This window comes from Bradyrhizobium sp. ISRA436, assembly GCF_029910015.1.
GTDB lineage: Bacteria > Pseudomonadota > Alphaproteobacteria > Rhizobiales > Xanthobacteraceae > Bradyrhizobium.
In genome coordinates this window covers 7,399,333-7,423,358 of record NZ_CP094519.1, presented here as the reverse complement: position 1 = coordinate 7,423,358, position 24,026 = coordinate 7,399,333, and the positions used below count along the sequence as shown (strand labels likewise).

Here is a 24,026-nt window from a genome sequence, read left to right as displayed (position 1 = left end):
GAATTGACTAAAAGAATTTCGATTCCGGGAACGATCAAGGAATGAGTATTTCCTCATTCTTTGGACTTAGTTTTTAATCGTGATTCATTCAAAAAATTCCGGTTCCAGCCCCAGCCCATAGGGGGCGAGAATCGGCCGACCCCTGTATATTGGGCAAATGATTTGTTTTTGCGCCGAGCCATTCCGCTGGCGGCGGATATGGCAGAATTCGGGTGAACTCCTGCTCCCCGGACTCTCAAACATGGCTACTCGCGCGCTCCTCTATCGGCGGCCCGCCGAACCCGCGACCCTTTTGGTCAGGCACGGCTCTCAATTCTTCACCGTCAGGCTTCGCAGACACAGACGCGCGCGCCGCTACACGTTGAGAATTCATCCGACAGACCGTGAAGCGATCCTGACGATGCCACCGCGTGGCACGATCATAGAAGCCAAGGACTTCGCGAACCTCCACGGCGGCTGGATCGCCGCACGTCTCGGCCGTCTGCCGAAGGCCGCGCCCTTTCAGCCCGGCACGTTGGTGCCGTTGCGCGGCGTGCCGCACCGCCTCGTTCACCGTGCCGGCGAACGCGGTACGGTCTGGACCGAGACCCGTGACAGCGGCGAGAAGGTGTTGTGTGTCGCTGGTGGCGTCGAGCACATGGATCGCCGCGTGCACGATTTCCTCAAGCGCGAGGCGCGCAAGGATCTGCAAAAGGCCGCGGAGCTTTACGCCGCGGAACTCGGCGTCCGGGTGCGGCGCATTTCGATCCGCGATCAATCCAGCCGCTGGGGCTCATGCACCGCGGCCGGTTCGCTATCGTTCTCGTGGCGGCTGATCCTGGCGCCGCCCTTCGTGCTCGACTACCTCGCCGCCCATGAAGTGGCGCATCTCGTCGAGATGAACCACTCGCTGCGGTTCTGGAGGGTGGTCGGCAAGCTCTGTGCGTCGGTCGAGCGTGCCAAGAGCTGGCTCGACACCCACGGCAACGACCTGCATCGCTACGGGATCCTGGATTAGCTGGCGGTAGCGCCCAAATCGAACTGTCATCGCCCGCGAAAGCGGGCGATCCAGTATTGCAGAGACGTCTGTCTTCAAACCGAGAGCCCGCGGCGTACTGGATCCCCGCATTCGCGGGGAATGACGATCTGTTGCCAATGGAAACGTTGCGCGTAGCCCCTTGGCTTCATCCGGGCGGCGAGCCGAACACGCCTAAAGCAAGATGAGCTTGGATCGAATCGGTTCGGCGACGGACTCGCTTTACCTCTCCCAAGGGAGAGGTGAATCTCCGTTGCCGTTCCAGCTCGACCTAGTCTCATCACGCCTTAGCGACGTCCGCCGAACAGACGATCCACCAGCCAGCCATCCAACCCCGCGGCCGCTTCCGGACGCGCGTGCGGGTTGGGCGGCGCAGCCGAGGCGCGCACCGGCGCCGGCGGGCGGTAATAACCGCCGCCTGCTTGAGGCACGGGCGCAGGCGGCGGTTGCATCGGCGCCTGCATCTGGCCCGTCGGGGCCGATGGCGACGTGATCTGCGACGAGATCTGGACCAGGTTCGCCGGTCCCCAATTGCCTTGCGAGTTCGGGATGGCCGCGACCGGCACGCCTTGATGCGCGGCTCTCATGAAGCGCGTCCACACTTCCACCGGCAGGCCGCCGCCGGTCGCCTTCCGGGTCGGCGAATTGTCGTCATTGCCGAGCCAGACGCCGGTGACGAGATTGGCGGTGTAGCCGATGAACCAGGCGTCGCGATAATCCTGACTGGTGCCGGTCTTGCCGGCGGCAGTCCAGCCGGGGATTTCGGCCTTGCGCGCGGTGCCGGAGATCAGCGTTTCGCGCATCATGCTGTTCATCATCGCGTCGTAGCGCGGCTCGATCACCTGGTTCGGCGGATCGGCCGGACGGTCGTAGAGAACCTTGCCCGAGCTGGTCTTGATCCTGGTCACAACATGTGGTGATACGGCGTACCCGCCATTGGCGAATGGCGCGTAGGCGCCGACCAGCTCGATGACGGACACTTCGGATGTTCCGAGTGCGATCGAGACGTTGGGCTCGAGCTTCGAGGAGATGCCGAGCCGGTGCGCGGTGCGCACCACGTTCTTCGGGCCGACTTCGAGGCCGAGCCGCACCGCGACCGTGTTCAGCGACATCGCCAGCGCCTGGGTCAGCGTCACCGAACCGAAATATTCGTGGGTGTAGTTCTCGGGCTTCCAGCCCTTGATGTCGAGCGGGGCGTCCTGACGGATCGTATCAGGCGTCAGGCCGGACTCCACCGCAGTGAGATAGACGAACGGCTTGAAGGCCGAGCCGGGCTGCCGCTTCGCGGTCACCGCGCGATTATACTGGCTTTCGGCGTAGTTCCGGCCGCCGACCATGGCGCGCACCGCGCCATCAGGCGACATCGCCACCAGCGCGCCCTGGCTGACATTGAACTTCACGCTCTTGGCCGCGAGCTCGTCGATCACGGCAGCTTCCGCGATGTTCTGCAGCTTCGGATCGATCGTGGTCTCCACGACGATGTCCTGATCGATCTGGCCGACGAGATCGTCGAGCACCTCGCCGATCCAGTCGGCGACATAGTTGACGGTGCCGGCGCCGGCGGGCTTCACGTTGAGCAGGGGCTGGCCCATGGCGGCCTTGGCCTGCGCGTCGGTGATGAACTTGGCGTCGGCCATCGCTGCCAGCACGACCTGCGCGCGCTGCTCGGCGCCTTTCGGATTGCGGTTCGGCGCCAGCCGCGACGGCGACTTGACGAGGCCCGCCAGCATCGCGGCTTCCGCCAGCGTCACGTTCTTCGCCGATTTGCCGAAATAGCGCTGCGCCGCGGCCTCGACGCCGTAGGCGCCGGAACCGAAATAGACGCGGTTGAGATAGAGTTCGAGGATCTCGTTCTTGGAATGCTTGCGCTCCAGCCACAGCGCGAGCTCGGCCTCCTGCAGCTTGCGCTGGATGGTGCGCTCCTGGGTGAGGAACAGGTTCTTGGCGAGCTGCTGCGTCAGCGTCGAGCCGCCCTGCGACACGCCGCGATGCATCAGGTTGGCCACCGCCGCGCGCAGGATGCCGAACGGATCGACGCCATAATGCGAATAGAAGCGGCGGTCCTCGATCGCGATGAAGGCTTTCGGCAGATAGGGCGGCAGATCCTTCAAGGCGACATTGGCGCCGGCCATCTCGCCGCGCTGCGCCAGCACGCTGCCGTCGAGGCCGACGATCTGGATGGTCGGCGGGCGCTTCGGGATTTCCAGCGACTGAATCGGCGGCAGATGCGCGCCGACCCACACCACGACACCGATCACCGCGATGCACGCCCACAGGCCGAGCACCGCGCCCCAGTAGAGCAGGCGGCCGATGCCGAAGCCGCGCGACTTGCCGCGGCGCTTGCTGCCGCTGCGCGAGGCGCGCGGTTTCTCGACGGAATCGCTCTTCTTGGGCTTCGATTTGGCCGGCTTGTCGTCGCCGCCGCCGGGAATGCGATCATCGGGCGACAGCCGCAGGTCGGCAAGCGCGGCCGGAAGCCCGAACAGCGGTTCCTTGCGCGCACCGCCTTTTTTCCGTCCCCACGCCATAAGCAACGCTCACACTATTCCGGCGGGACACTAGCGCTCCCGGTTTAAGGGGCGGTTACGCAAAGCTTAACGGGGGATTAGGAGGTGAGGCAGCGCGTGCTAGATAGTGTGAGCATGATCCGGAGAAGTGGGCCGGTTCTCCGAAAAGATCATGCTCAAACAAGACGATGGAGCGCGATCAAGATCGCGCTCCAGTGAACAACACATAAGGAGCATCGTATGGGCCACATCGATCCGACCAAGGAAGTCTTCGCGCAGTTCCGCGACAACAATCGGCCAGGCCCGATCCACATGCTCAACCTGGTGCGCTTGCGCGAATGGGCGGCCTATCCCGACGGCCGCAAGGCGACCGGCGCGGAAGCCTATGCGGCTTACGGTCGTGAAAGCGGTCCGGTGTTCGAGCGGCTCGGCGGTCGCATCGTCTGGCAGGGCCGGTTCGAGCTGATGCTGATCGGCCCGCAGGAGGAGCGCTGGGACCACTGCTTCATCGCGGAGTATCCGAGCGTCGGTGCCTTCGTCGAGATGATCCGCGACCCCGTCTATCGCGAGGCGGTCAAGCACCGCCAGGCCGCGGTGGAGGATTCGCGGTTGATCCGTCATGCTGTGCTGCCGGTGGGGAAGAACTTCGGCGAGATTCCGGAGTAGGTGCCTCAACGCTGCTCGCAATTACTATCCCCGTCATGACGGGGATAGATTGAGTCGGCCGCTCCAAAAACGAATCGGCGGCCTCTGGAGGCCGCCGATCGCATCTCACATCTGCAAGGACGACTAGCCCGCCGGAGCCTGGTCCTCGAGGATCGGTCCGAACAGCTCCCAGCGCTGGCCGTTGAAGCGCATCATCTGAAGCTGCTTGTTGACGCGGTAGTCGTTCGGTGTGGTGTTGCCCTTGATGCCGGGCAGCGCCATGTCGAGCTCGACGTTCTTCAGGTTGGTCGCCTGCTTCAGCACGTTCTCGCGGGTCAGGTTGTCGCCGCACTGCTTCAGCACGTGCACCATCAGCTGCGCGGTCGAGTAGCCGTAGGTGTTGAAGTTCGAGTTCTTGTCGCCGTCGGGATAATACTTGGCCATGAAGTCGAAATAGCGCTTCATGCCCGGATCGTCCTTCCACTGCGGGTCGGCCGGATCCTTGCCGTAATTCGTGCTGATCAGGCCCTTGGAGGCCTCGAGACCCGCCGGCTGCAGCACGGCACCGACCGAGGTGGCGTTGATGTCGACGATCTGGGTCGGATGCCAGCCCATTTCGTAGATCTTCTTGATCGCCTGCGCGGCCTGCTTCGGCGTCGAGGCCGAGAAGAACAGGTCGGCGCCGGCATCCTTGATCTTGATGATCTGGGAATCGACGGTCGGATCGGAGACCTCGTAGGAGGCTTCGGCCACGATCATCTTGGCGGCCTTGGCGCCGAGGCCGGCCTTGATGCCGTTCAGATAGTCCTTGCCGAGGTCGTCGTTCTGATAGAGCACGCCGACCTTGGCGTTCGGATGCTCCTTCAGGATGTACTGGCCGTAGATGCGACCCTCGACGAAATAGTTCGGGTTGAAGCCGAGCGTCCAGGGGAAGTTCTTTGGATCGGTGAACTTCGACGCGCCCGTGGCCGCGAACAGCTGCGGCACCTTCTTGGCGTTGAGATATTTCTGCACGGCGGCGTTCGACGGCGTGCCGACGATCTGGAAGGTCAACAGCACCTCGTCGCTCTCGACGAGCTTGCGCACCTGCTCGACCGCCTTGGGCGGCGAATAGGCGTCGTCATACTGGATCAGGTTGATCTTGCGGCCGTTCACGCCGCCCTGATCGTTGATCATCTTGAAATAGGCGGCCTGGGTCTTGCCGATGCTGGCATAGGCGGAGGCTGGACCGCTGAAGGGGACGGTCTGGCCGATCTTGATTTCGGTATCGCTTGCGCCGGGATCGTACTTCTTCTGCGCGAGGGCCGGCGAGGCCGCCAGCGCCATCGCCAGCGCCGTTCCCGTGACCAGGTGGAAAATCCCATTCCTCATAATGCTGCTTTCCTCACGTGATTGATGGTTGGCCGATGATCTCGTCCGCGGGGCCAAATTCCCGCGGTTGCCATCGCTGGGCCGGGATACTGGAGGAACGCTTGTTGCAACGCAAGACGAGCGATGCCGAAAAGGTCAGCGATTTCAGTCAACCAAAGTAGGGGGCAATGCGAAAAAGAAACAGGGTTGGGGGTCGTGCTCCGCCTCACCTCGTCCCGCTTGCGGGGAGAGGTCGCATCGCATCGAAGATGCGATGCGGGTGAGGGGGAATCTCCACGAGTGCAGCCATCTCCGTGTATGCGGCAGCAGCCCACCCCCGCCCTCTCCCCGTAGGAACGGGGAGAGGGAGCTTATCTGGCCGCGGAGCGACTAACCCGCCGGTCCGGTATCCTCGATGATCGGGCCGAACAGCTCCCAGCGCTCGCCGTTGAAGCGCATCATCTGCATCTGCTTGTTGATGCGATAGTCCTTCGGTCCCGTCGTGATCGACATGCCGGGCAGCGCGAGGCTCGGCACGAAGTTCTTCAGGCTGGTCACCTGCTTCATCAGATTCTCGCGGGTGAGGTCGTTGCCGCACTGCTTGAGCACCTGGATCAGCAGTTCGGCGGTCGCATAGCCGTAGGTGTTGACTGTGTTGAGCTTGTCGCCCTCGGGATAATATTTGTCCATGAACGCGAAATAGGCTTTCACGCCGGGATCGTCCTTCCATTGCGGATCGGCGGGGTCCTTGCCGTAATTGGTCGAGATGATGCCCTTTGAGATGTCGAGGCCCGCGGGCTTCAGCGTCGCCGACACCGGGCTTGCATTGATGTCGAGGATATGCACCGGATGCCAAGCGAGGTCGGCGATCTTGCGGATCGCCTGCGCCGCGAATTTCGGCGTCGAGGCGTCGTAGATCAGGTCGGCGCCCGCGGCCTTCAGCTTGACGATCTGGGAATCGACGGTCGGGTCGGTCAGCTCGTAAGAGGCTTCCGCGACGATCATGCTATCGGCCTTGGCGCCGAGACCGCTCCTCAGGCCGGTGATGTAGTCACGGCCGAGATCGTCGTTCTGGTAGAAGATGCCGATCTTGGCGTTGGGATAATTGGCCAGGATATATTTGGCGTAGATGCGTCCCTCGGACTGGTAGTTCGGATTGTACGCGATCGTCCACGGCGCGTTCTTGGGATCGGAGAAGCGCGATGCGCCGGTCGAAGCCAGCAGCTGCGGCACCTTCCTGGCATTCAAATATTTCTGCACGGCGGCATTCGACGGCGTGCCGATGATCTGGAAGGTGAACAGCACCTCGTCGCCCTCGACGAGCTTGCGCACCTGCTCGACCGCCTTCGGCGGCGAATAGGCGTCGTCATACTGGATCAGGTTCAGCTTGCGGCCGTTGATGCCGCCCTGATCGTTGATCATCTTGAGATAGGCGGCCTGGGTCTTGCCGATGCCGGCATAGGCCGATGCCGGGCCCGAGAACGGCACGGTCTGGCCGATCTTGATCTCGGTGTCGGTCGCCCCGATGTCGTATTTCTTCTGCGCGGCAGCTGACGTAACGGACAACGCGATCGCAAGCGAACTCGCAGCGAGCAATTGCACGCTTCTCATGTCGTGACCTCCCATGTTGCCGATGATCTTGTCCGCGGAGCTTCCCTCCGTCAGATGTCATCGTTGCAGCGATGATGGAGGAAGGGGTGCTCCATTGCAAGGATGCCGCCTGCGCGCAGTGTCGCGGAATTCGGGTGGACGTCGGCGGCCCGAAGGTGAAAGTATCACCGAGCAAGATCGATTTCCGCGAGATCAGCATGGCCGCACCGAAGACGCCGCAAGCCTTTAACCTCGATCGTCTCAAGACCCCGATCGGAACCGGGCTGCTGGTGACTGATGACGACGGCGTGTTGCGCGCGCTCGATTGGGACGACTACGAAGGGCGGATGCTCGAGCTGCTGCGGCTTCACTATGGCGCGGTGACGCTGCGCGCCGGCCGCGCGCCGCGTGAGCTTCGCGACGCCTTGAGCGGCTATTTCAAGGGCGACCTCGATCGGCTCGCCGAGATCAAATGGCGCGTCGCCGGCACGCCGTTCCAGCAGAAGGTCTGGCACGCGCTGCCGAAGATTCCGCCCGGCACCACCATGAGCTACGGCGCACTGGCGGCGAAGCTGAAAGTGCCCAACGCGATGCGCGCCGTCGGCCACGCCAACGGCTCCAACCCGATCAGCGTCGTCGTGCCCTGCCACCGCCTGATGGGCGCCAACGGTTCGCTGGTCAAGTATGGCGGTGGGCTGGAGCGCAAGCGCTGGCTGCTGCGCCACGAGGGCCTGGAGGTTTAGAGCGCTTGCGAAGCGCCGTCGCCGGGCGATTGATCGACGATCAATCGATCTTCGCTAAGGCGCGTTTCGCAGGTCGCGCATGATATAGAGGAATAAAACGAGCGAAGGTGCCCACGCGAGTATCGCTCCCACCAGCATCGCGTCTACTGTCGTCATGGCGGCTCCTTTGAGCGTTCCTCGCTCTCGTCGCTAGATCGATTTCTTCGATGGTTCACCGGTTCGGGGCAAAGGATAGAGCCATTTCCAATAGGCTCTGTTGCGCTCCAACTGCCGCTTATAGGCCTCGCGACACTTCGTCGAGCAAAACTGCTCGAAGTGCCAGCTGCGCCGGATCAGTCCAAAGGGGCGCCTGCACTCCGGATTGCCGCAACGGTTTGTCATGACCTAGTCTCCGCATTGGCTCGCTGTATCCAGCGAATGAAGTTCTCCTGACCTTTGTAGAGACACAGGCGCCCGCAGTAGCGTTCACTCGCCGGATTTCGCAGGGAGATGATCTTGGGATCTTCCCTGTCACATTGAGAGCAGCGCGGTTCCGCACGCATGGCAACCTCCCTCCGAGGAATGGCCATCTTCCGATCACAATGTCTGATGCTGTCTTTGCCGTCGTCCCTTGCAGAAGACGACGATGCCAAGTCTTGCGCCGCCACTGCTCACCTTCAACTTGTCTAGATGTTTGCGGGGATTATCCTTGCGTATAGCCCGCCTGCCGCTTTCGATATGGCCTCATTCGATCGCGGGCGCGCCGACTTGGGCGAGGGCGATATCGAGGCATCTGATCAGAGCGTCCCCGTCGAACGGCTTGATCAGAAAGCAGATCGCTCCCGCCCTCAGAGCGCGGACGCGATCGCTTTCGACCGAGAAAGCCGTGACGAAAATGAACGGAAAGCGCTGCCCGTTGGCAAGCAGGTGATCCTGCAGATCGAGGCCGCTCATGGCCGGCATTCTGACATCCGTGATCACGCACGATGTGTCGTTCAGGTGAGGCGAACGCAGGAATTCCTCAGCCGACGCGAATGTATGGACCATGTAGCCAAACGACCTGACGAGATTGTAGATCGCGGCGCGAACCGACCCATCATCGTCGATGATTGATATTACCGGCGGGTGGGGCAAGGAGATCCTTCCTGGGGACGACCAAAGGAGTGTTTGCCGCGTCCTGTGCGGTCTTGCTATCGCACAGTGCGTCGCGAAGCCGGGTCGGAGAATCATACTTAGGTTTGCGGCTTGCTGGATGCGGGCCCGATCCCGAGCATTTGCGCCATCCGCACCAGGTCCGGCAACGACTTCGCCGCCATTTTCCGCATGATGTGCCCGCGGTGTATCTTCACGGTGATCTCGGCCACCCCGATTTCGGCCGCGATCTGCTTGTTCATGAGCCCCGCCGTGACGAGAGCCATCACCTGCCGCTCGCGAGGAGTCAGGTTGGCGAACGCAACACGCAGGTCTGATAGGACCTTTGCCTCATCGCGGCGGCTTCTGTCGCGCTCGATCGCCGTCGTGACCGCATCCAGCATGTCCTGATCGCGGAACGGCTTGGTCAGGAAGTCGATAGCCCCGGCCTTCATCGCCCTGACCGTCATCGGTATATCGCCATGACCCGTCATGAAGATGATCGGAATGTGAATGTCGGCCTTCACCAGCTCGGCCTGGAAGTCCAGGCCACTCAGCCGGGGCATCCGGATGTCAAGGATCAGGCAACTGGCGACGTTTGGAAGCTTGCTCTGCAGGAATTCGTGTGCCGAGGCGAACACCTCGGCCCGCAAGCCGACCGACCGGAAGAGATTTCTCAGTGCTTCACGCACCGATGCGTCGTCATCGACGACGAAGACGATCGGGTCCTCGGCGCTTGCGAGGGTGGGCGGCGGTGCCGGGCGCCTGATCACCATGCGTGATTCCCTTGATGCAACGGCAGGGTGAACTGGAATGTCGCACCAGGGCCGACGTTGCCGGCCGCAGAGAGGCGCCCGCCGTGGGCGGCGACGATCGAGCGGCAGATCGACAGCCCCATGCCCATGCCGCCCGATTTGGTGGTGAAGAAGGCGTCGAACAGCCGGCCGGCGTCTTCGCCGGCGACGCCGACGCCGGAGTCCCTGACCGTAACCAGGATTTGCCGGGCTTCGTCATGGTCTGTGCGGATCGTAAGTTCCCGCGGCCGGTCCGTGACCGGCTGCATCGCTTCGATGCCGTTGATGACCAGGTTGAGGATGACTTGCTGCAGCTGGATGCGGTCGGCGAGGACCAGCGGGAGAGCGGGAGCAAGTTCCAGCCGCAGCAACACCCGGTGGCTCGCCAGTTCGTGTTGCACCAGGCTGATCACCTCGTTGATGACGTCATTGACGTCGAGCGGTGTCTTCTGACCTGTCGTCTTGTTCACCAGCGCGCGGACGCGCTGGAGGACGTCGCCCGCCCGATTGCCGTCTTTGATGATAGACTTCACCGCTCCGCGCGCTTCATCCAGGTCGGGGGTGGACCGGTCGAGCCAGCGCAGACATGCCGCGGCGTTGGCGACGACGGCGGCGAGCGGCTGGTTCACTTCATGGGCGATCGACGCGGCGAGCTCCCCGAGCGCCGTCACGCGAGTGACATGCGCGAGGTTAGCCTGCATCTCCTGCAAGTCCGCCTCGGCTTGCTTGCGGGCCGTCACGTCCGTCACCGCGCCGATGAATTCAGTCTCGCCCGAAGCATCCGTCACCGCATGCGCCCTGGCGTGGACATGTTTGATCGACTCGTCGGGCATCAGCAATCGGTATCCGTGCTCGAAGTCCTCGCCGTCACGGGACGCGCACTCGATGGTCCGTCGCACGCGCGTGCGATCATCCGGATGGACGCGTTGAAGCACCGTGTCGAGCTTGATGGAAGGAGTCTTGTCGAATTCGAATATTCTGAAGGTCTCCTCCGACCAGATGATCTCACCACTCTCAACGTGCCAGCTAAAGTTGCCGGTGTGGCTCAATCGCTGGGCTTCGGCGAGGTACATTTCACTCTGCCGCAGCGCATTTTCAGCCTGCTTGCGCTCCGTGATGTCCTCGCATGCGATCAGGACGATCAATTGATCGTCCAGCCGCCGCACGGCCTTGGCGTTTTCGCGGACCCAAAGCCGCGAACCATCTTTGCGAACCTTCCGGATCTCCCAGCTGTGGGTTTGGCCGATATGGTCGAGACATACTGCCACGTTGTTCTGGACCAGCTGCCGGTCTTCGGCGGCAAAGACGATCAGGACGGATTGCCCGAGCAATTCGGCGACGGAGTAGCCCAGTTGTGCCGCGCCGAACGTGTTGACGGACAGAACGGTGCCCGTTGCATCGACCATGAAGTACATGACCGGGTTGTGCTCGAACACCTCCTTCCATTGTGCCTCGCTGTTGCGCAGCGCCTCGATCGCGTGCTCCTCGTCCCTCGCGAGGCCGTGCAGCACGGCCTCCATCTGCCTTTGGCGGGAGGCCACCAAGCGCATCACGATCAACGCCGCGCCAAGCGCGGCGACGAACAGCACGACGGCAATCAGATATGCGGGGGTCGCCGGCGCCTGACCAAGCACCAGCCAAATGCAGGCCGCCGTCCCGAGCGCCAGCACCATGCCGCCGAGCAGCCATTGCTCGGCCGGCCACTTCATCGTCGGGTTGCGCATCATCGGCAGCACGAAGCAATTGGCCATTGCGGGCCGCGCTGCGTCGCTAGGTGACCAGTATCATCAGGTGACCAGTATCATCAGCGGCGACAACGTCGCCCTCCTAACAGGCTGAATGCTAGCAGCTTTCCGCCGTTCGAGCGACATTATGCGGGAGCTTTCGTGATCTTCCGGCATGCCGTCAGGTCGCCCGGGAAGCGAAACAATCGCGCTCACTCAGGCTCAGGTTGTGCCTAAACCTAGGTATGGTTCTCCCCCACCACATGTAACGGCCCGATCAACCTCCGTTCAATGGCCGGTTCCAGCGCCTAGACTACGCTTGTTGGGTAACTCGATGACAATAGGCCTCTGAAATTGCCATGCGATCGCCGATTACGAATCTGGGGATTGATATGTCGAAAACTCGCCTGCACTTGATCCTTTGCTCCGATGACATCGGGCCCGAAGCAAAGCACCTGGGGAGCGACCACCGCTTCCAACCTTCCGTTATCGACGGGGACGGACCAACGAGCAGCGAGTCGGCGGACGGCTCGTGGGGGAGCGCCTTGCTTGCACTGTTCGATCTGGGCCTTCTGTTGTCCCAGGCAACTTATCTTGCCTTCCTGGAAGCGAACCTGGCAACGCTCGAACCCCAAGGCCGAGCCGACGCCGAACAACCCGATTAGACCTGCGCGGTCGTGTGATCGCCTCTGTCGTCATTCCGGGGCGGCCCGCACGGAATGACGACGGCGGAGAGAGTCGTCAGGCAGCCGGTTTCGCCGCGGCGTCCCCGCTCGACAACAGGTGCAGGAGCGCACTCTTGATCGCGGCCTGCCGGGTCGGCGCGGTGACCTGGGCGCCGAGCAGGTCGGTTACATAGAACACGTCGCGGGCGCGCTCGCCGAAGGTCGCGACATGCGCGGAGGCGATGTTGAGGTTGAGCTTCGAGATCGCCGTGGTGAGCTGATAGAGCAGGCCGGGCCGGTCGAGGCCGGAGACCTCGATCACGGTGTAGCGATCCGACCACTGGTTGTTGATGGTGACCTCGGGCTCGACGATGAACGGCCGCGCCTTGCTGCGCACGGCGCGCCGCGCCACCGCCTCAGGCAGCCGCAGCTTGCCCTCCAAGACGTCCTCGATCATCTGGCCGATCCGGGTCGCGCGCCGGCCCTCGTCCTCGTCGCGGTCGTATTCGCGCGAGATCGAGATGGTGTCGACGGCGCGGCCGTCGGTCGTGGTGTAGATCTGGGCGTCGACGATGTTGGCGCCGGCGGAGGCGCAGGCGCCCGCGATGATCGACAATAGCCAGGGGTGGTCGGTCGCCAGGATCGTGAGCTCGGTGACGCCGCGGACCTCGTCGAACCCGACATTGATCGCGAGCTTGTGACCGGCCTGTTCGCTCGCGCGGATGAAGCGCGCCTGGCGGATCTTGCGCGGCAGCTCGACCTTGAGCCAGTAGGCCGGATAGTGCCGGCCGATATAGGCGTTGAGCTCGGCGTCCGGCCATTCGGTGAAGGCGGCGCGGAATTCGGCCTGCGCCATCGCGATGCGCTGGGCGCGGTTGACCTCCGAGAAGCCGCCGGTCAGCACCGGCTCGGTCTCGTAATACAGCGTGCGCAGGAGCTGCGCCTTCCAGCCGTTCCACACGCCGGGGCCGACGCCCCTGATATCGGCGGTGGTCAGGATGGTCAGCAGCTTCATCTGCTCGACCGACTGCACCACAGCGGCGAAGTTCTCGATCGTCTTGCGGTCCGACAGGTCGCGCGACTGCGCCACCGTGGACATCGTCAGATGATCCTCGATCAGCCAGGCCACCAGCTCGGTGTCGGCAGGGGAGAAGCCGAGCCGCGGGCACAGCCGCCGCGCCACCTTGGCGCCCGCGATCGAGTGATCCTCGGGCCGCCCCTTGGCGATGTCGTGCAGCAGCGTCGCGATATAGATCACCGGGCGGTGCTCGGGACGGATCTTGCGGAACAGGTCGCTCGCGACCGTGAACTCCTCGTTGCCGCCGCGCTCGATCTCCTGCAGGAAGCCGATGCAGCGGATCAGGTGCTCGTCCACCGTATAGTGGTGGTACATGTTGAACTGCATCATCGACACGATCTTGCCGAAGGCGCGGATGAATTGGCCGAGCACGCCGGTCTCGTTCATCCGCCGCAGCACGATCTCTGCGTTGTCGGAGGTCAGGATCTCCATGAACAGGCGGTTGGCTTCCGGGTCCTCGCGGAGCTCGGTATTGACCAGCTTCAGCGAGCGGGTCACCGTGCGCATCGCGTCGGGATGGAAGGCGAGGTCGTTCTGCTGCGCGAGCCGGAAGATCCTGATCAGGTTGACCGGGTCGTGCTTGAACACGTCGGGCGCGGCGAGGTTGATGCGGTTGTTGTCGACGATGAAGTCGTCGCTGCCCGTCACCCGGCGCCGCTTGGCACCGGGCCGGAAGCGCGCCACCATGCGGCTCAGCACCGGCGCGGGCTTGTTGTGCTCCTCCTCGAGCTTGGCGCACAGGATCGCGGTGAGGTCGCCGACATCCTTGGCGATCAGGAAGTAGTGCTTCATGAAGCGCTCGACGTCCTGCATGCCGGGATGCGAGGTGTAGCCGAGCCGGACCGCGATCTCGCGCTGCATGTCGAACGACAGCCGCTCCTCGGCGCGGCCGGCGAAGAAGTGCAGGTTGCAGCGCACCGACCAGAGGAAATCGGCGCAGCGGCGGAAGGTGCGGTACTCCTGCGCGTCGAACACGCCGCGTTCCAGCAATTCATCCGTCTCGCGCACGCGGTAGACGTATTTGGCGATCCAGAACAGGGTGTGCAGGTCGCGCAACCCGCCCTTGCCGTCCTTCACATTGGGCTCGACCAGATAGCGCGACTGGCCGGCGCGGCGATGCCGCTCCTCGCGCTCGGCGAGCTTGGCGGTGACGAATTCCGATGCGGTGCCCTGCACCACCTCCTTGTCGAAGCGCTCGACCAGTTCGCCATAGAGCGGCTGGTCGCCGGTCAGGAACCGCGTCTCCAGGATCGCGGTGCGAATTGTCATGTCGCCGCGGGCCTGGCGGATTGATTCGTCGACCGAGCGCGTGGCGTGGCCGACCTTCAGCCCCATGTCCCAGAGGCAGTAGAGGATCGCTTCCGCCACCTGCTCGCCCCAGGCGGTCTGCTTGTAGGGCAGGATGAACAACAGATCGATGTCGGATTCCGGCGCCATCAGCCCGCGGCCATAGCCGCCGGTCGCGACCACGGCCATCCGCTCGGCGCCCGAGGGGATCGGCGAGGGATAGAGGTGTTTGGTCGCCGCCTCATAGAGGATGCGGATGATCTCGTCCTGCACGAAGCAGAGCCGCTCGGCACAGCGGCGGCCGTGTCGGTCCTTCAACAGCAGCGCCTGCGCCGTGGCGCGCGCCGCGACCAGCTCGGCCTTGAGCAATTGCGCGATCGCGGCGCGGAACTGGTCCTCCCGGCCGGCATGCTTTTCGGCGAGTGCATTGACCGCCGCGGTGATCCGCGCAGTCTCGAAACGATCATCCGCTGCAGGGCGGACCTCTGCTACGACGCTGTCCATGCTTGCATCCGATAACGGACGGAGCGTTTGCTGTCACTGACCAAAGTATAAGGACTGCTGCTCCATGCTGTTTCAGTGGCGCTTCGAACAAGGTCGTTCTCGCGCCGCCTCGCAAAGGGTAGGGATTTTCTCGTTGACCGCAAGACTAACTCATTGAAATAAAAGAGTGTTTCTCTTATCAGGTCAGCAGACGTCGAATGTCATTGTTGTCCCGGCGCGCGCTGGCCGCGCTGTTCGCGGTCTCGGCGCTGCTTCCCGGCGCGGCCTAACGGCATCAGCATCGTCTGGGTGCAGTCGGCCGGGTCCAACAAGGCGCTCGAATTCCTCAATGCCGGCTCGATTTCGGCTCGACCGCGGGCTCGGCCGCGCTGGTGGCGAGGATCAACGGCAACCCGATCAGGTCGATCTATGTCTATTCGCGTCCCGAGCGGACCGCGCTGGTGACAGCGGCGCTCTAAGGCCTTACACCGGCATGAAGAAGAATAACCGGGAGCAGAACCATGGACTCCGCCGAACTCCGCGCAATGCAGGCCCCGATCAAGGAACGCTACAAGGCCGACCCGTCGGCCGCCGTGATCACGCTGAAGGCCAAGGGCTCAATCGATAACGAGAGTATTTCCTGCAAGGTCGAGACCGGCCGCGCGCTCGCGGTCGCCGGCCTCCACCCCGCAACCGGCGGCTCCGGGCTCGAGCTCTGCTCCGGCGACATGCTGCTGGAGGCGCTGGTCGCCTGCGCCGGCGTCACGCTGAAATCGGTCGCGACCGCCGTCGAGGTGCCGCTGAAAGTCGGCACCGTCTTCGCCGAGGGCGATCTCGATTTTCGCGGCACGCTCGGCGTCGACAAGGAGGCGCCGGTCGGCTTCCGCGAGATCCGCCTCCGCTTCGATGTCGGCACCGACGCGCCGCAGGACAAGCTCGACCTGCTGCTGAAGCTCACCGAACGCTATTGCGTGGTCTACCAGACCATCAAGAACGGCCCGAAGGTCATCGTCTCGCTGCAGCGGGTGTGAACTTCTTTATCTTCCTATTGGTCTGACCTCTTGCCCACCTCTGAAAGGGGAGTGGCAACGCGAATGAAATGAGCGCGGGGAGGGGGCCGCTCTCTCCGCGGCGGCACTGCCCGAGCGGAGAGAAGACCCCTCCCCGGATCGCATTCCGCGTTGCTCCATGCGATCCGACCCTCCCCTTCAGGGGATGGCGAGAAAACAAAAACAACGAATGTCGCCCGACCTCCATTTCCTTCTGATCCTCGTGCTGCGCATGGCCATCGCGGCGGCATTCGTGGTCAGCGCGTCCATCATCACGGAGCGTTCGGGACCGGTGATCGGCGCGCTGGTCGCGACCTTGCCGATCTCGGCGGGACCGTCCTACACCTTCCTTGCGCTCGATCATGACGCCACCTTCATCGCCGAGGGCGCGCTGTCGAGCCTGCCGGTCAACGCTGCGACGATCTATATGGGGCTGACCTACGCGGTGCTGGCGCAGCGCTTCAGCATGTGGATCAGCGCCGGCGCCGCGATCGCCCTGTGGCTCGTGCTCGCCACCATCATGCGCCAGTTCGAATGGTCGCTCGCCGGCGGGCTGATCATCAACGCGATCACCTTTGCGATCTGCATTCCGCTGCTGAAACCCTACAGGCATGTCGCCAAGATGCCGCTGATCGCGCGGCGCTGGTACGACATCCCGCTGCGCGCCGCACTGGTCGCAAGCCTGGTCGGGACCGTGGTCACGGCGTCGAGCTGGGTCGGTCCGCGCGTCACCGGCGTGATGGCGCTGTTTCCGATCGTGTTCTCCTCGATGATGCTGATCCTGCATCCGCGCATCGGCGGCCCGGCCACCGCCGCCGTGCTCGCCAACAGCGCCTGGGGCCTGATGGGCTTCGGCCTCGGGGTGGCCGTGCTGCATGTCGCGGTGCTGCAATTCGGCTCCGCGATCGGCCTCTGCTGCGCGCTCGCCACCTGCATCGCGTGGAATCTGGCGCTGTGGTGGAATGGACGGCGGAAGAAGGTACGAAGCTAGCCTCGCGTCATTGCGAGGAGCGAAGCGGCGAAGCAATCCGTCTATCAGCGTATGCGGATCGATGGATTGCTTCGCTTCGCTCGCAATGACGATTGAGAGGGCGTTGCCGGATTTCGCTTCGCTGCATCCGGGCTACGGAATTATCGCTTCGGCAATTTCGCCTGCAGCGCATAGAGCGCCTCCAGCGCCTCGCGCGGCGACATCTCGTCGGGATGCAGCGCCTTCACTGCTTCCACCAGCAAGTCGGCCTCGCTCGGCGGCGCGTCCTCAGTGGCGGCGCGGGAGGGCACGGCGAACAACGGCAGGTCGTCGACCAGCGCGCGCGCGGTCTGGCCGCGGTCCTGTGCTTCCAGTTTCGCCAGCACCGATTTGGCACGCGCGATCACGGCGGGCGGCAATCCTGCAAGCTTCGCGACCTGGATGCCGTAGGAGCGGTCTGCCGAGCCCGGCAGCACCTCGTGCAGGAACACGACGTCGCCCTGCCATTCCTTCACTCGCACCGTGGCATTGAACATCCGCGGCAGCTTGGCCGAGAGCGCGGTCAGCTCGTGGTAATGCGTCGCGAACAGCGTGCGGCAGCGGTTGCTCTCATGCAGATGCTCGATCGCGGCCCAGGCGATCGAGAGACCGTCGAAGGTCGCAGTCCCACGGCCGATCTCGTCGAGGATGACCAGCGACCGCTCGCTCGCCTGATTGAGGATCACGGCGGTCTCGACCATCTCGACCATGAAGGTCGAGCGCCCGCGCGCCAGATCATCGGCCGCACCGACACGCGAGAACAGGCGGTCGACGATGCCGAGCCGCGCGCGCGACGCCGGAACGAACGAGCCGATCTGCGCCAGCAGCGCGATCAGTGCGTTCTGGCGCAGGAAGGTCGACTTACCGGCCATGTTCGGACCGGTGATCAGCCAGAGCTGGCCGGATTTCTGTCCCGGCGCGGGGGACAGATCGCAGGCATTGGCGATGAACGGCTGGCCGTCGCGCTTCAGCGCCTGCTCGACCACCGGATGACGTCCACCCTCGATGGCGAAGCCGAGCGAGCCGTCGACGTCGGGCCGCACGTAATTATCGTCAACGGCGAGCTTGGCCAGCGCGGTCGCGACGTCGAGCATCGCAAAGGCATGCGCGGCGTTGCGCAGATCGTCGCTGGCGGCGAGCGCCATCGCGCTCAGGCGCTCGAAGATTTCCAGTTCGAGGTTGAGCGCGCGCTCGCCGGCGTTGGCGATCTTGGCTTCGGTCTCGCCGAGCTCCGACGTGGTGAAGCGGATCTGTCCGGCCAGGGTCTGGCGATGGATGAAGGTGGCGTTCAAGGGCGGCGCCAGCAGCTTGTCGCCGTGCTGCGCGGTGACCTCGACGAAATAGCCGAGCACATTGTTGTGCCGGATCTTCAGCGTCTTGATGCCGGTGTCCTCGGCGTAGCGTGCCTGCATCGCCGCGACCACGAGGCGCGAGGCATCGCGCAGGTTCCGGCTCTCGTCGAGCGCGGCTTCATAGCCCTCGCGGACGAAGCCGCCGTCGCGCTTGATCAGCGGCAGTTGCTCGCTCAGCGCTCGGGAAAACTCCTGCGCAAGATCACGCGATGGCCGGCGCAGCGCGGCCATCGCGGCCACGATCTCGGCCGGCGGATTGTCCGTCAGCGCGAGCAGCTCGAGGGCCTGGTCGGCGGCCAGGATGCCGTCGCGCAAGGCAGCGAGATCGCGCGGGCCGCCGCGGCCGACCGAGAGCCGCGCCAGTGCGCGCGACATGTCGGGCGCCGCACGCAGCACGGTTCTGACGTCTTCGCGCGCGGCAGAGTCGGCGACGAAGGCCGAGACGGCGTCGAGCCGCCGCGCGATCACGGCAACGTCGGTCAGCGGTGCGGCGAGGCGCTGCGCCAGCAGGCGCGAGCCCGCCGCAGTGACGGTGCAGTCGATCGCATCGAGCAGCGAGCCGCGACGTTCGCCGGCGAGCGTGCGCGTCAGCTCGAGATTGGCGCGGGTTGCGGGATCGATCGCCATCGTGGTGCCGGCGGCCTCGCGCGCCGGCGGCGACAGCGGTGGACGCTTCCCCACCTGGGTGCGGTCGATATAGGTGACCGCGGCGGCCGCGGCGGTTGCCTCCAGTCGCGACATCGCCGAGAGGCCGTCCATGGTCGCGACCGCGAAATAGTCGCACAGCCGCCGCTCGGCGGTGGCGCTGTCGAACACGTCGCGGGTCAGCGGCGTCACCGACGGCAGCTCGCGCAGGGTCGGCGCAAGCTCGGTGTCGCTATAAAGCGCATCGGTGACGATCGCCTCGTTCGGATTGATGCGCGCCAGCGTCGCCGCGAGTTCGGCGGTCGAGCACTCCGTCACCATGAATTCGGAGGTCGAGATGTCGATCCAGGCAAGCCCGAGCCGGTCGGCGCCGGCCGAACCGCGGGCACGGGCGATCGCGATCAGATAGTTGTTGGTGCGGGCGTCGAGCAGCGTGTCCTCGGTCAGGGTGCCCGGCGTCACCAGCCGCACCACGCCGCGGCGGACGACGCTCTTGTTGCCGCGGGCGCGCGCCGCCGCCGGATCCTCGGTCTGCTCGCACACCGCGACGCGATGGCCCGCGCCGATCAGGCGGTGCAGATAATCCTCCGCACGCTCGACCGGCACGCCGCACATCGGGATGTCCATGCCCTGATGCTTGCCGCGCTTGGTCAGGACGATGCCGAGCGCCTTCGAGGCGATCTCGGCATCCTCGAAGAACAGCTCGTAGAAGTCGCCCATCCGGTAGAACAGCAATAGGCCGGGATGGGCCGCCTTGATTTCCAGATACTGTTCCATCATCGGCGTGACGCGCGACGGCGCCTCGGCGGGGGTGGATTCAGGCGGGACCGGGATGGACTGTTGAATTGTCATGAGGGGGCGGAAACTACAGAATTTCGCCGCGCGGTCCTATCCGAGAGGATCGGGTTTTCCACCTTCTCCACGACCTCACATACGACAAGGCATCACGGGAATGCGCTGATGCCACGCAGCCGCGTCAATTGACCTTGCGCGGGCACGCTCCTAAAACTCACCTCAAGTTCCAGCCCATCCAGCGCCTAAGCCACGGCATTCAGGGAGAGATTCAATGCGTGATGTGTTCATTTGCGATGCCGTCCGGACTCCGATCGGCCGCTTTGGCGGTTCGCTTGCCAAGGTTCGCGCCGACGATCTCGCCGCGGCCCCGATCAAGGCGCTGATGGCGAAGCATCCGACGCTCGATTGGTCTGAGGTCGACGAAGTCTTTTTCGGCTGTGCCAACCAGGCCGGTGAGGACAATCGCAACGTCGCGCGCATGGCGCTGCTGCTTGCCGGGATGCCCGACTCGGTTCCCGGCCAGACCTTGAACCGCCTCTGCGCCTCCGGCCTCGATGCGGTCGGCGCCGCCGGCCGCGCCATCCGCGCCGGCGAGATCGATTTCGCGATCGCTGGTGGCGTCGAGTCGATGACGCGCGCGCCCTTCGTGATGGGCAAGGCAGCGGAAGCGTTCTCGCGCTCGGCCGACATCTACGACACCACGATCGGCTGGCGCTTTATCAATCCCCTGATGAAGGCGCAGTACGGCGTCGATGCGATGCCGGAGACCGGCGAGAATGTCGCGGAGGAGTTCCAGGTGTCGCGCGCGGATCAGGACGCGTTCGCGATCCGCTCGCAGCAGCGCGCAGGCGCGGCGATCGCATCGGGTTATTTCGCCGAGGAGATCATCCCGATCCAGGCGCCCGGCGGCAAGGCCGGTCCCATCACCGTCGACAAGGACGAGCATCCGCGCCCCGAGACCACGCTCGAAGGTCTTGCCAAGCTGAAACCGATCGTGCGCAATCCGGGCACGGTGACCGCGGGCAACGCATCCGGCGTCAACGACGGCGCGGCCGCGATGATCCTCGCCTCCGAGGCTGCGGTGAAGAAGCACGGCCTGACGCCGCGCGCAAAAATCCTTGGGCTCGCGTCGGCCGCGGTGCCGCCGCGCATCATGGGCATCGGTCCGGTGCCGGCGACCAAGAAGCTGGTCGAGCGGCTCGGCATCAAGGTCTCGGACTTCGATCTGATCGAGCTCAACGAAGCCTTCGCCTCGCAGGGCATCGCCTGCCTGCGTCAGCTTGGCGTCAAGGAAGATGCCGATTTCGTCAATCCGCATGGCGGCGCGATTGCGCTCGGCCATCCGCTCGGCATGAGCGGCGCGCGGCTGGCGCTGACTGCCGTGCACGGCATGGAGAAGCGGGGCGGGAAGCTTGCCTTGGCAACTATGTGCGTCGGCGTCGGCCAGGGCGTTGCGGTTGCGATCGAAAAGATCAACTAAACCAACATCTTGGAAGGGTTGAAAACAGCCCTTCCCCGAATTGGTTATGTCCTATAATGATCTTCGGCAGGGCTCGCTGGCATGCGAGCCCACGGAGGAATTCGCCATGACCCTTCAATATCCGCTGCAGTCGCTCGCAGCGCATCCGGCGCGGCTGTCACCGGCCTATCGCTCCACAATCAAGCGCGCGCCCTCGAAGCCGTTGATCCCGATGCGGCACACGCTTTCGGAATTGACCGGTCCGGTCTATGGTCATGAGACTGTGCGCGAGCACGACAACGACCTCACCATCCAGCACAAGGGCGAGCCGCTCGGCGAACGCATCATCGTGCACGGCTATGTGCTCGACGAGGATGGCCGCGGCGTGCCCAACACGCTGGTCGAGCTGTGGCAGGCCAATGCCTGCGGCCGCTACATCCACGTCGTCGACCAGCATCCGGCGCCGCTCGATCCGAACTTCACCGGCGCCGGCCGCACCCAGAGCGATGCCAAGGGCTACTACAAGTTTATCACCATCAAGCCCGGCGCCTATCCGTGGGGCAATCATCACAATGCCTGGCGGCCCGCCCACATCCACTTCTCGGTGTTCGGGCATTCCTTCGTCTCGCGTCTGGTGACGCAGATGTATTTTCCCGGCGACCCGCTGTTTCCGTTCGATCCGATCTTCAATTCGGTGACCGACGAAAAGGCGCGGGCGCGGATGATCTCGTCGTTCGATCTCGAGAACACCAAGCCGGAATGGGCGCTCTGCTACCGCTTCGATATCGTGCTGCGCGGGCGCAACGCCACGCCGATGGAGACCAGGTAAGTGTCGAACCAGCGTCCTGATGGCATCACCCCCTCGCAAACCGTCGGCCCTTATTTCAAGTACGGCCTGACGCCGAACGGCGAATACGAATGGAACGACGCCTTCGCCAACAATCTGCTGACGCCGGATGTTTCCGGCGAGCGCATCCGCATCGAGGGCAAGGTGTATGACGGCGACGGCGCCGTGATCCCGGACTGCATGTTGGAGATCTGGCAGGCCGATGCGCAGGGCCGCTTCTCCGATCCGCAGGACAAGCGCGCGCTGCCGAATTCTTCCTTCAAGGGCTTCGGCCGCTGCGGCACCGATGCGAGCGGCGCTTATGTCTTCGACACCATCAAGCCGGGCGTGGTGCCGGATCCCGACGGCAAGCCGCAGGCGCCGCACATCCTGCTCGCGGTGTATGCGCGCGGCATGCTGCTGCATCTCTACACGCGGATCTATTTCGACGACGAAGCCGGCAATGCCAGCGATCCCGTGCTGGCGCTAGTGCCGGCCGATCGTCGCACGACCCTGATCGCCAGGCGCAAGGCGGGTGCGGGCCATATCTACACGCTCGACATCCACCTGCAGGGCGACAACGAGACGGTGTTCTTCGACGTCTAGCGTCGATGGCGTCTGCCGTCGCGCCGTCGGCGGCGGCGCACACAAATCCAGCCCTAAGCGTTCCCCAAATCCGCTGCGCGCCTTCGCAGCGGATTTTGTTTGACATGCGCGATCTGTTATACCAACGGCCCCCGGATTTGACTCACATTTGGGATTTCCAAATCAGTGAGTTTCTGAATCGATGTTGCTGCGTAGACAGGAGCAATATCGATGGGGGCAGCGGTAGCGATTACGCGGCTTGATTTGACCGCGGGCGAGCTTCGGAAGGCGGCGCGCAGAGAGAAGAATAGTACGGTAGCGCGGCGGATATTGGCGCTTGCGCTTGTGCTGGAGGGCGCGGACCGCAAGAAGGCAGCCGAAAGTTGCGGGATGGATCGTCAGACCCTGCGGGACTGGGTGCATCGTTATAACGCCGAAGGCTTGGCGGGACTGCGGTCGCGCAAACCGACGGGACCGCGGTCGCGGCTGACGACAGAGCAGCAGGCCGAATTGGCCGCGTTGGTCGAGGCCGGTCCCGATCCTGAGCAGCATGGGGTCGTACGTTGGCGGCGGGTGGATTTGCGCGACGAGCTTGAGCGGCGGTTTGGCGTCAAACTGCACGAACGTTCGGTCGGCAAGGTTCTGGCCAAGCTCGGGTACCGCCGGCTCTCGGTGCGGCCGCGCCATCCGCAAGCCGATGAAGCGGCTCAGGAAGCGTTCAAAAAAACTTTGCTACGACCCTCACGACAACGCTCCCCGCTCACGCCCAAGGCAAGCCGATCGAAATCTGGTTCCAGGACGAGGCGCGGATCGGCCAGCAGGGCACGCTGACACGCGTGTGGGCCAAGCGTGGCTCACGGCCTCGCGCGCCGCGCGATCGACGTTACGATTGGGCTTATCTCTTCGGTGCCGCCTGTCCTCAACGGGGCGTCGCCGCGGGTCTTGTCATGCCGACGGCAAATGCAGAGGCGACGTCACTGCATTTGGAGGCAATCAGCCGCAAAGTTGCACCCGACGCACATGCCGTTCTCGTCTTCGACGGCGCCGGCTATCACAGTGCCGGCACCGTCCGAGCTCCGGAAAATATCACTCTGTTACAGCTGCCGCCTTATGCGCCCGAGCTCAATCCGATTGAAAACGTCTGGCAGTACCTGCGCGCCAACAAGCTCGCCATCACCGTCTTCGACGACTACGACGATATCGTCGCCAAGACCTGCGAAGCCTGGAACTTCTTCGCAAATGATCCAGGTCGCATCGCCTCAATCACAAGCCGCACTTGGGCAACAGTCAATCCTTAGGGCCATTGGTATTATAT

General features: G+C 64.0%; 18 protein-coding genes and 1 pseudogene. 11 read left to right on the top strand and 8 right to left on the bottom strand.

The window, feature by feature from the left end:
* Nucleotides 1-157 precede the first annotated feature (157 nt).
* Nucleotides 158-997: a SprT family zinc-dependent metalloprotease gene (locus MTX23_RS34505; RefSeq protein WP_280974526.1), complete on the top strand. Its 840-nt coding sequence runs from the start codon at nucleotides 158-160 to the stop codon at nucleotides 995-997.
* Between the two features lie 305 nt (nucleotides 998-1,302).
* On the opposite strand, the gene MTX23_RS34500 is transcribed toward MTX23_RS34505, so the two are convergent.
* Nucleotides 1,303-3,543, bottom strand: coding sequence for a penicillin-binding protein 1A (locus tag MTX23_RS34500; RefSeq protein ID WP_280974525.1), 2,241 nt, complete (start codon nucleotides 3,541-3,543; stop codon nucleotides 1,303-1,305).
* Nucleotides 3,544-3,762: 219 nt separating this feature from the next.
* On the opposite strand from MTX23_RS34500, the gene MTX23_RS34495 reads away from it, so the two are divergent.
* Entirely contained in the window at nucleotides 3,763-4,188 is a 426-nt protein-coding gene (locus MTX23_RS34495; RefSeq protein ID WP_280974524.1) for a DUF1330 domain-containing protein, read from the top strand.
* Nucleotides 4,189-4,311: 123 nt separating this feature from the next.
* On the opposite strand, the gene MTX23_RS34490 is transcribed toward MTX23_RS34495, so the two are convergent.
* Nucleotides 4,312-5,538, bottom strand: coding sequence for an ABC transporter substrate-binding protein (locus tag MTX23_RS34490; RefSeq protein ID WP_280974523.1), 1,227 nt, complete (start codon nucleotides 5,536-5,538; stop codon nucleotides 4,312-4,314).
* A 369-nt stretch (nucleotides 5,539-5,907) separates the two neighbouring features.
* Nucleotides 5,908-7,128: an ABC transporter substrate-binding protein gene (locus MTX23_RS34485; protein WP_280974522.1), complete on the bottom strand. Its 1,221-nt coding sequence runs from the start codon at nucleotides 7,126-7,128 to the stop codon at nucleotides 5,908-5,910.
* Between the two features lie 197 nt (nucleotides 7,129-7,325).
* Between MTX23_RS34485 and MTX23_RS34480 the strand changes: the two genes are divergently transcribed.
* Nucleotides 7,326-7,850 (top strand): methylated-DNA--[protein]-cysteine S-methyltransferase, encoded by a 525-nt coding sequence (locus MTX23_RS34480; protein WP_280978319.1) that lies wholly within the window; start codon nucleotides 7,326-7,328, stop codon nucleotides 7,848-7,850.
* 723 nt (nucleotides 7,851-8,573) lie between these two features.
* On the opposite strand, the gene MTX23_RS34475 is transcribed toward MTX23_RS34480, so the two are convergent.
* The 3 genes from MTX23_RS34475 to MTX23_RS34465 all read right to left on the bottom strand — a co-directional run bounded on the left by MTX23_RS34475 (nucleotide 8,574) and on the right by MTX23_RS34465 (nucleotide 11,505).
* Nucleotides 8,574-8,963, bottom strand: a complete 390-nt coding sequence (locus MTX23_RS34475; RefSeq protein WP_280974521.1) for a response regulator — start codon at nucleotides 8,961-8,963, stop codon at nucleotides 8,574-8,576.
* Between the two features lie 98 nt (nucleotides 8,964-9,061).
* Nucleotides 9,062-9,736, bottom strand: coding sequence for a response regulator transcription factor (locus tag MTX23_RS34470; protein WP_280974520.1), 675 nt, complete (start codon nucleotides 9,734-9,736; stop codon nucleotides 9,062-9,064).
* A complete protein-coding gene (locus tag MTX23_RS34465) occupies nucleotides 9,730-11,505 on the bottom strand; it encodes a PAS domain S-box protein (RefSeq protein ID WP_280974519.1) in 1,776 nt (591 codons plus the stop codon). Before MTX23_RS34465 ends, MTX23_RS34470 begins: the two co-directional genes overlap by 7 nt.
* A gap of 332 nt (nucleotides 11,506-11,837) precedes the next feature.
* On the opposite strand from MTX23_RS34465, the gene MTX23_RS34460 reads away from it, so the two are divergent.
* Nucleotides 11,838-12,143 (top strand): hypothetical protein, encoded by a 306-nt coding sequence (locus tag MTX23_RS34460; protein ID WP_280974518.1) that lies wholly within the window; start codon nucleotides 11,838-11,840, stop codon nucleotides 12,141-12,143.
* Between the two features lie 76 nt (nucleotides 12,144-12,219).
* Here the strand turns inward: MTX23_RS34460 and MTX23_RS34455 are convergent, their stop codons facing one another.
* Nucleotides 12,220-15,012, bottom strand: coding sequence for a [protein-PII] uridylyltransferase (locus MTX23_RS34455; protein WP_280974517.1), 2,793 nt, complete (start codon nucleotides 15,010-15,012; stop codon nucleotides 12,220-12,222).
* A 197-nt stretch (nucleotides 15,013-15,209) separates the two neighbouring features.
* On the opposite strand from MTX23_RS34455, the pseudogene MTX23_RS34450 reads away from it, so the two are divergent.
* From MTX23_RS34450 to MTX23_RS34440, 3 genes and pseudogenes are all read left to right on the top strand, one after another.
* A pseudogene (locus MTX23_RS34450) lies at nucleotides 15,210-15,458 on the top strand (aliphatic sulfonates ABC transporter substrate-binding protein); the annotation flags it as partial.
* Nucleotides 15,459-15,512: 54 nt separating this feature from the next.
* Nucleotides 15,513-16,022, top strand: a complete 510-nt coding sequence (locus MTX23_RS34445) for an OsmC family protein (protein ID WP_280974516.1) — start codon at nucleotides 15,513-15,515, stop codon at nucleotides 16,020-16,022.
* Between the two features lie 208 nt (nucleotides 16,023-16,230).
* Nucleotides 16,231-17,031 (top strand): hypothetical protein, encoded by an 801-nt coding sequence (locus tag MTX23_RS34440; RefSeq protein ID WP_280974515.1) that lies wholly within the window; start codon nucleotides 16,231-16,233, stop codon nucleotides 17,029-17,031.
* 140 nt (nucleotides 17,032-17,171) lie between these two features.
* On the opposite strand, the gene mutS is transcribed toward MTX23_RS34440, so the two are convergent.
* Complete coding sequence (gene mutS, locus MTX23_RS34435; protein WP_280974514.1) at nucleotides 17,172-19,898, bottom strand: DNA mismatch repair protein MutS; 2,727 nt, start codon at nucleotides 19,896-19,898, stop codon at nucleotides 17,172-17,174.
* Between the two features lie 214 nt (nucleotides 19,899-20,112).
* On the opposite strand from mutS, the gene pcaF reads away from it, so the two are divergent.
* The 4 genes from pcaF (at nucleotide 20,113) to MTX23_RS34415 (ending at nucleotide 24,009) form a co-directional block, all read left to right on the top strand.
* Nucleotides 20,113-21,321 carry a 3-oxoadipyl-CoA thiolase gene (gene pcaF / locus MTX23_RS34430; protein ID WP_280974513.1) on the top strand — a complete coding sequence of 403 codons (1,209 nt, stop codon included), beginning with the start codon at nucleotides 20,113-20,115 and terminating at the stop codon, nucleotides 21,319-21,321.
* 106 nt (nucleotides 21,322-21,427) lie between these two features.
* Nucleotides 21,428-22,129, top strand: coding sequence for a protocatechuate 3,4-dioxygenase subunit beta (gene pcaH / locus MTX23_RS34425; RefSeq protein WP_280974512.1), 702 nt, complete (start codon nucleotides 21,428-21,430; stop codon nucleotides 22,127-22,129).
* Nucleotides 22,130-22,732, top strand: coding sequence for a protocatechuate 3,4-dioxygenase subunit alpha (pcaG, locus tag MTX23_RS34420; protein WP_280974511.1), 603 nt, complete (start codon nucleotides 22,130-22,132; stop codon nucleotides 22,730-22,732).
* A gap of 210 nt (nucleotides 22,733-22,942) precedes the next feature.
* Nucleotides 22,943-24,009 (top strand): IS630 family transposase gene (locus tag MTX23_RS34415; protein ID WP_280971795.1). Its coding sequence is split into 2 segments (ribosomal slippage): nucleotides 22,943-23,429 and nucleotides 23,429-24,009, totalling 1,068 coding nucleotides; the frame shifts between segments, so codons are not numbered across the junction.
* Nucleotides 24,010-24,026 lie beyond the last annotated feature (17 nt).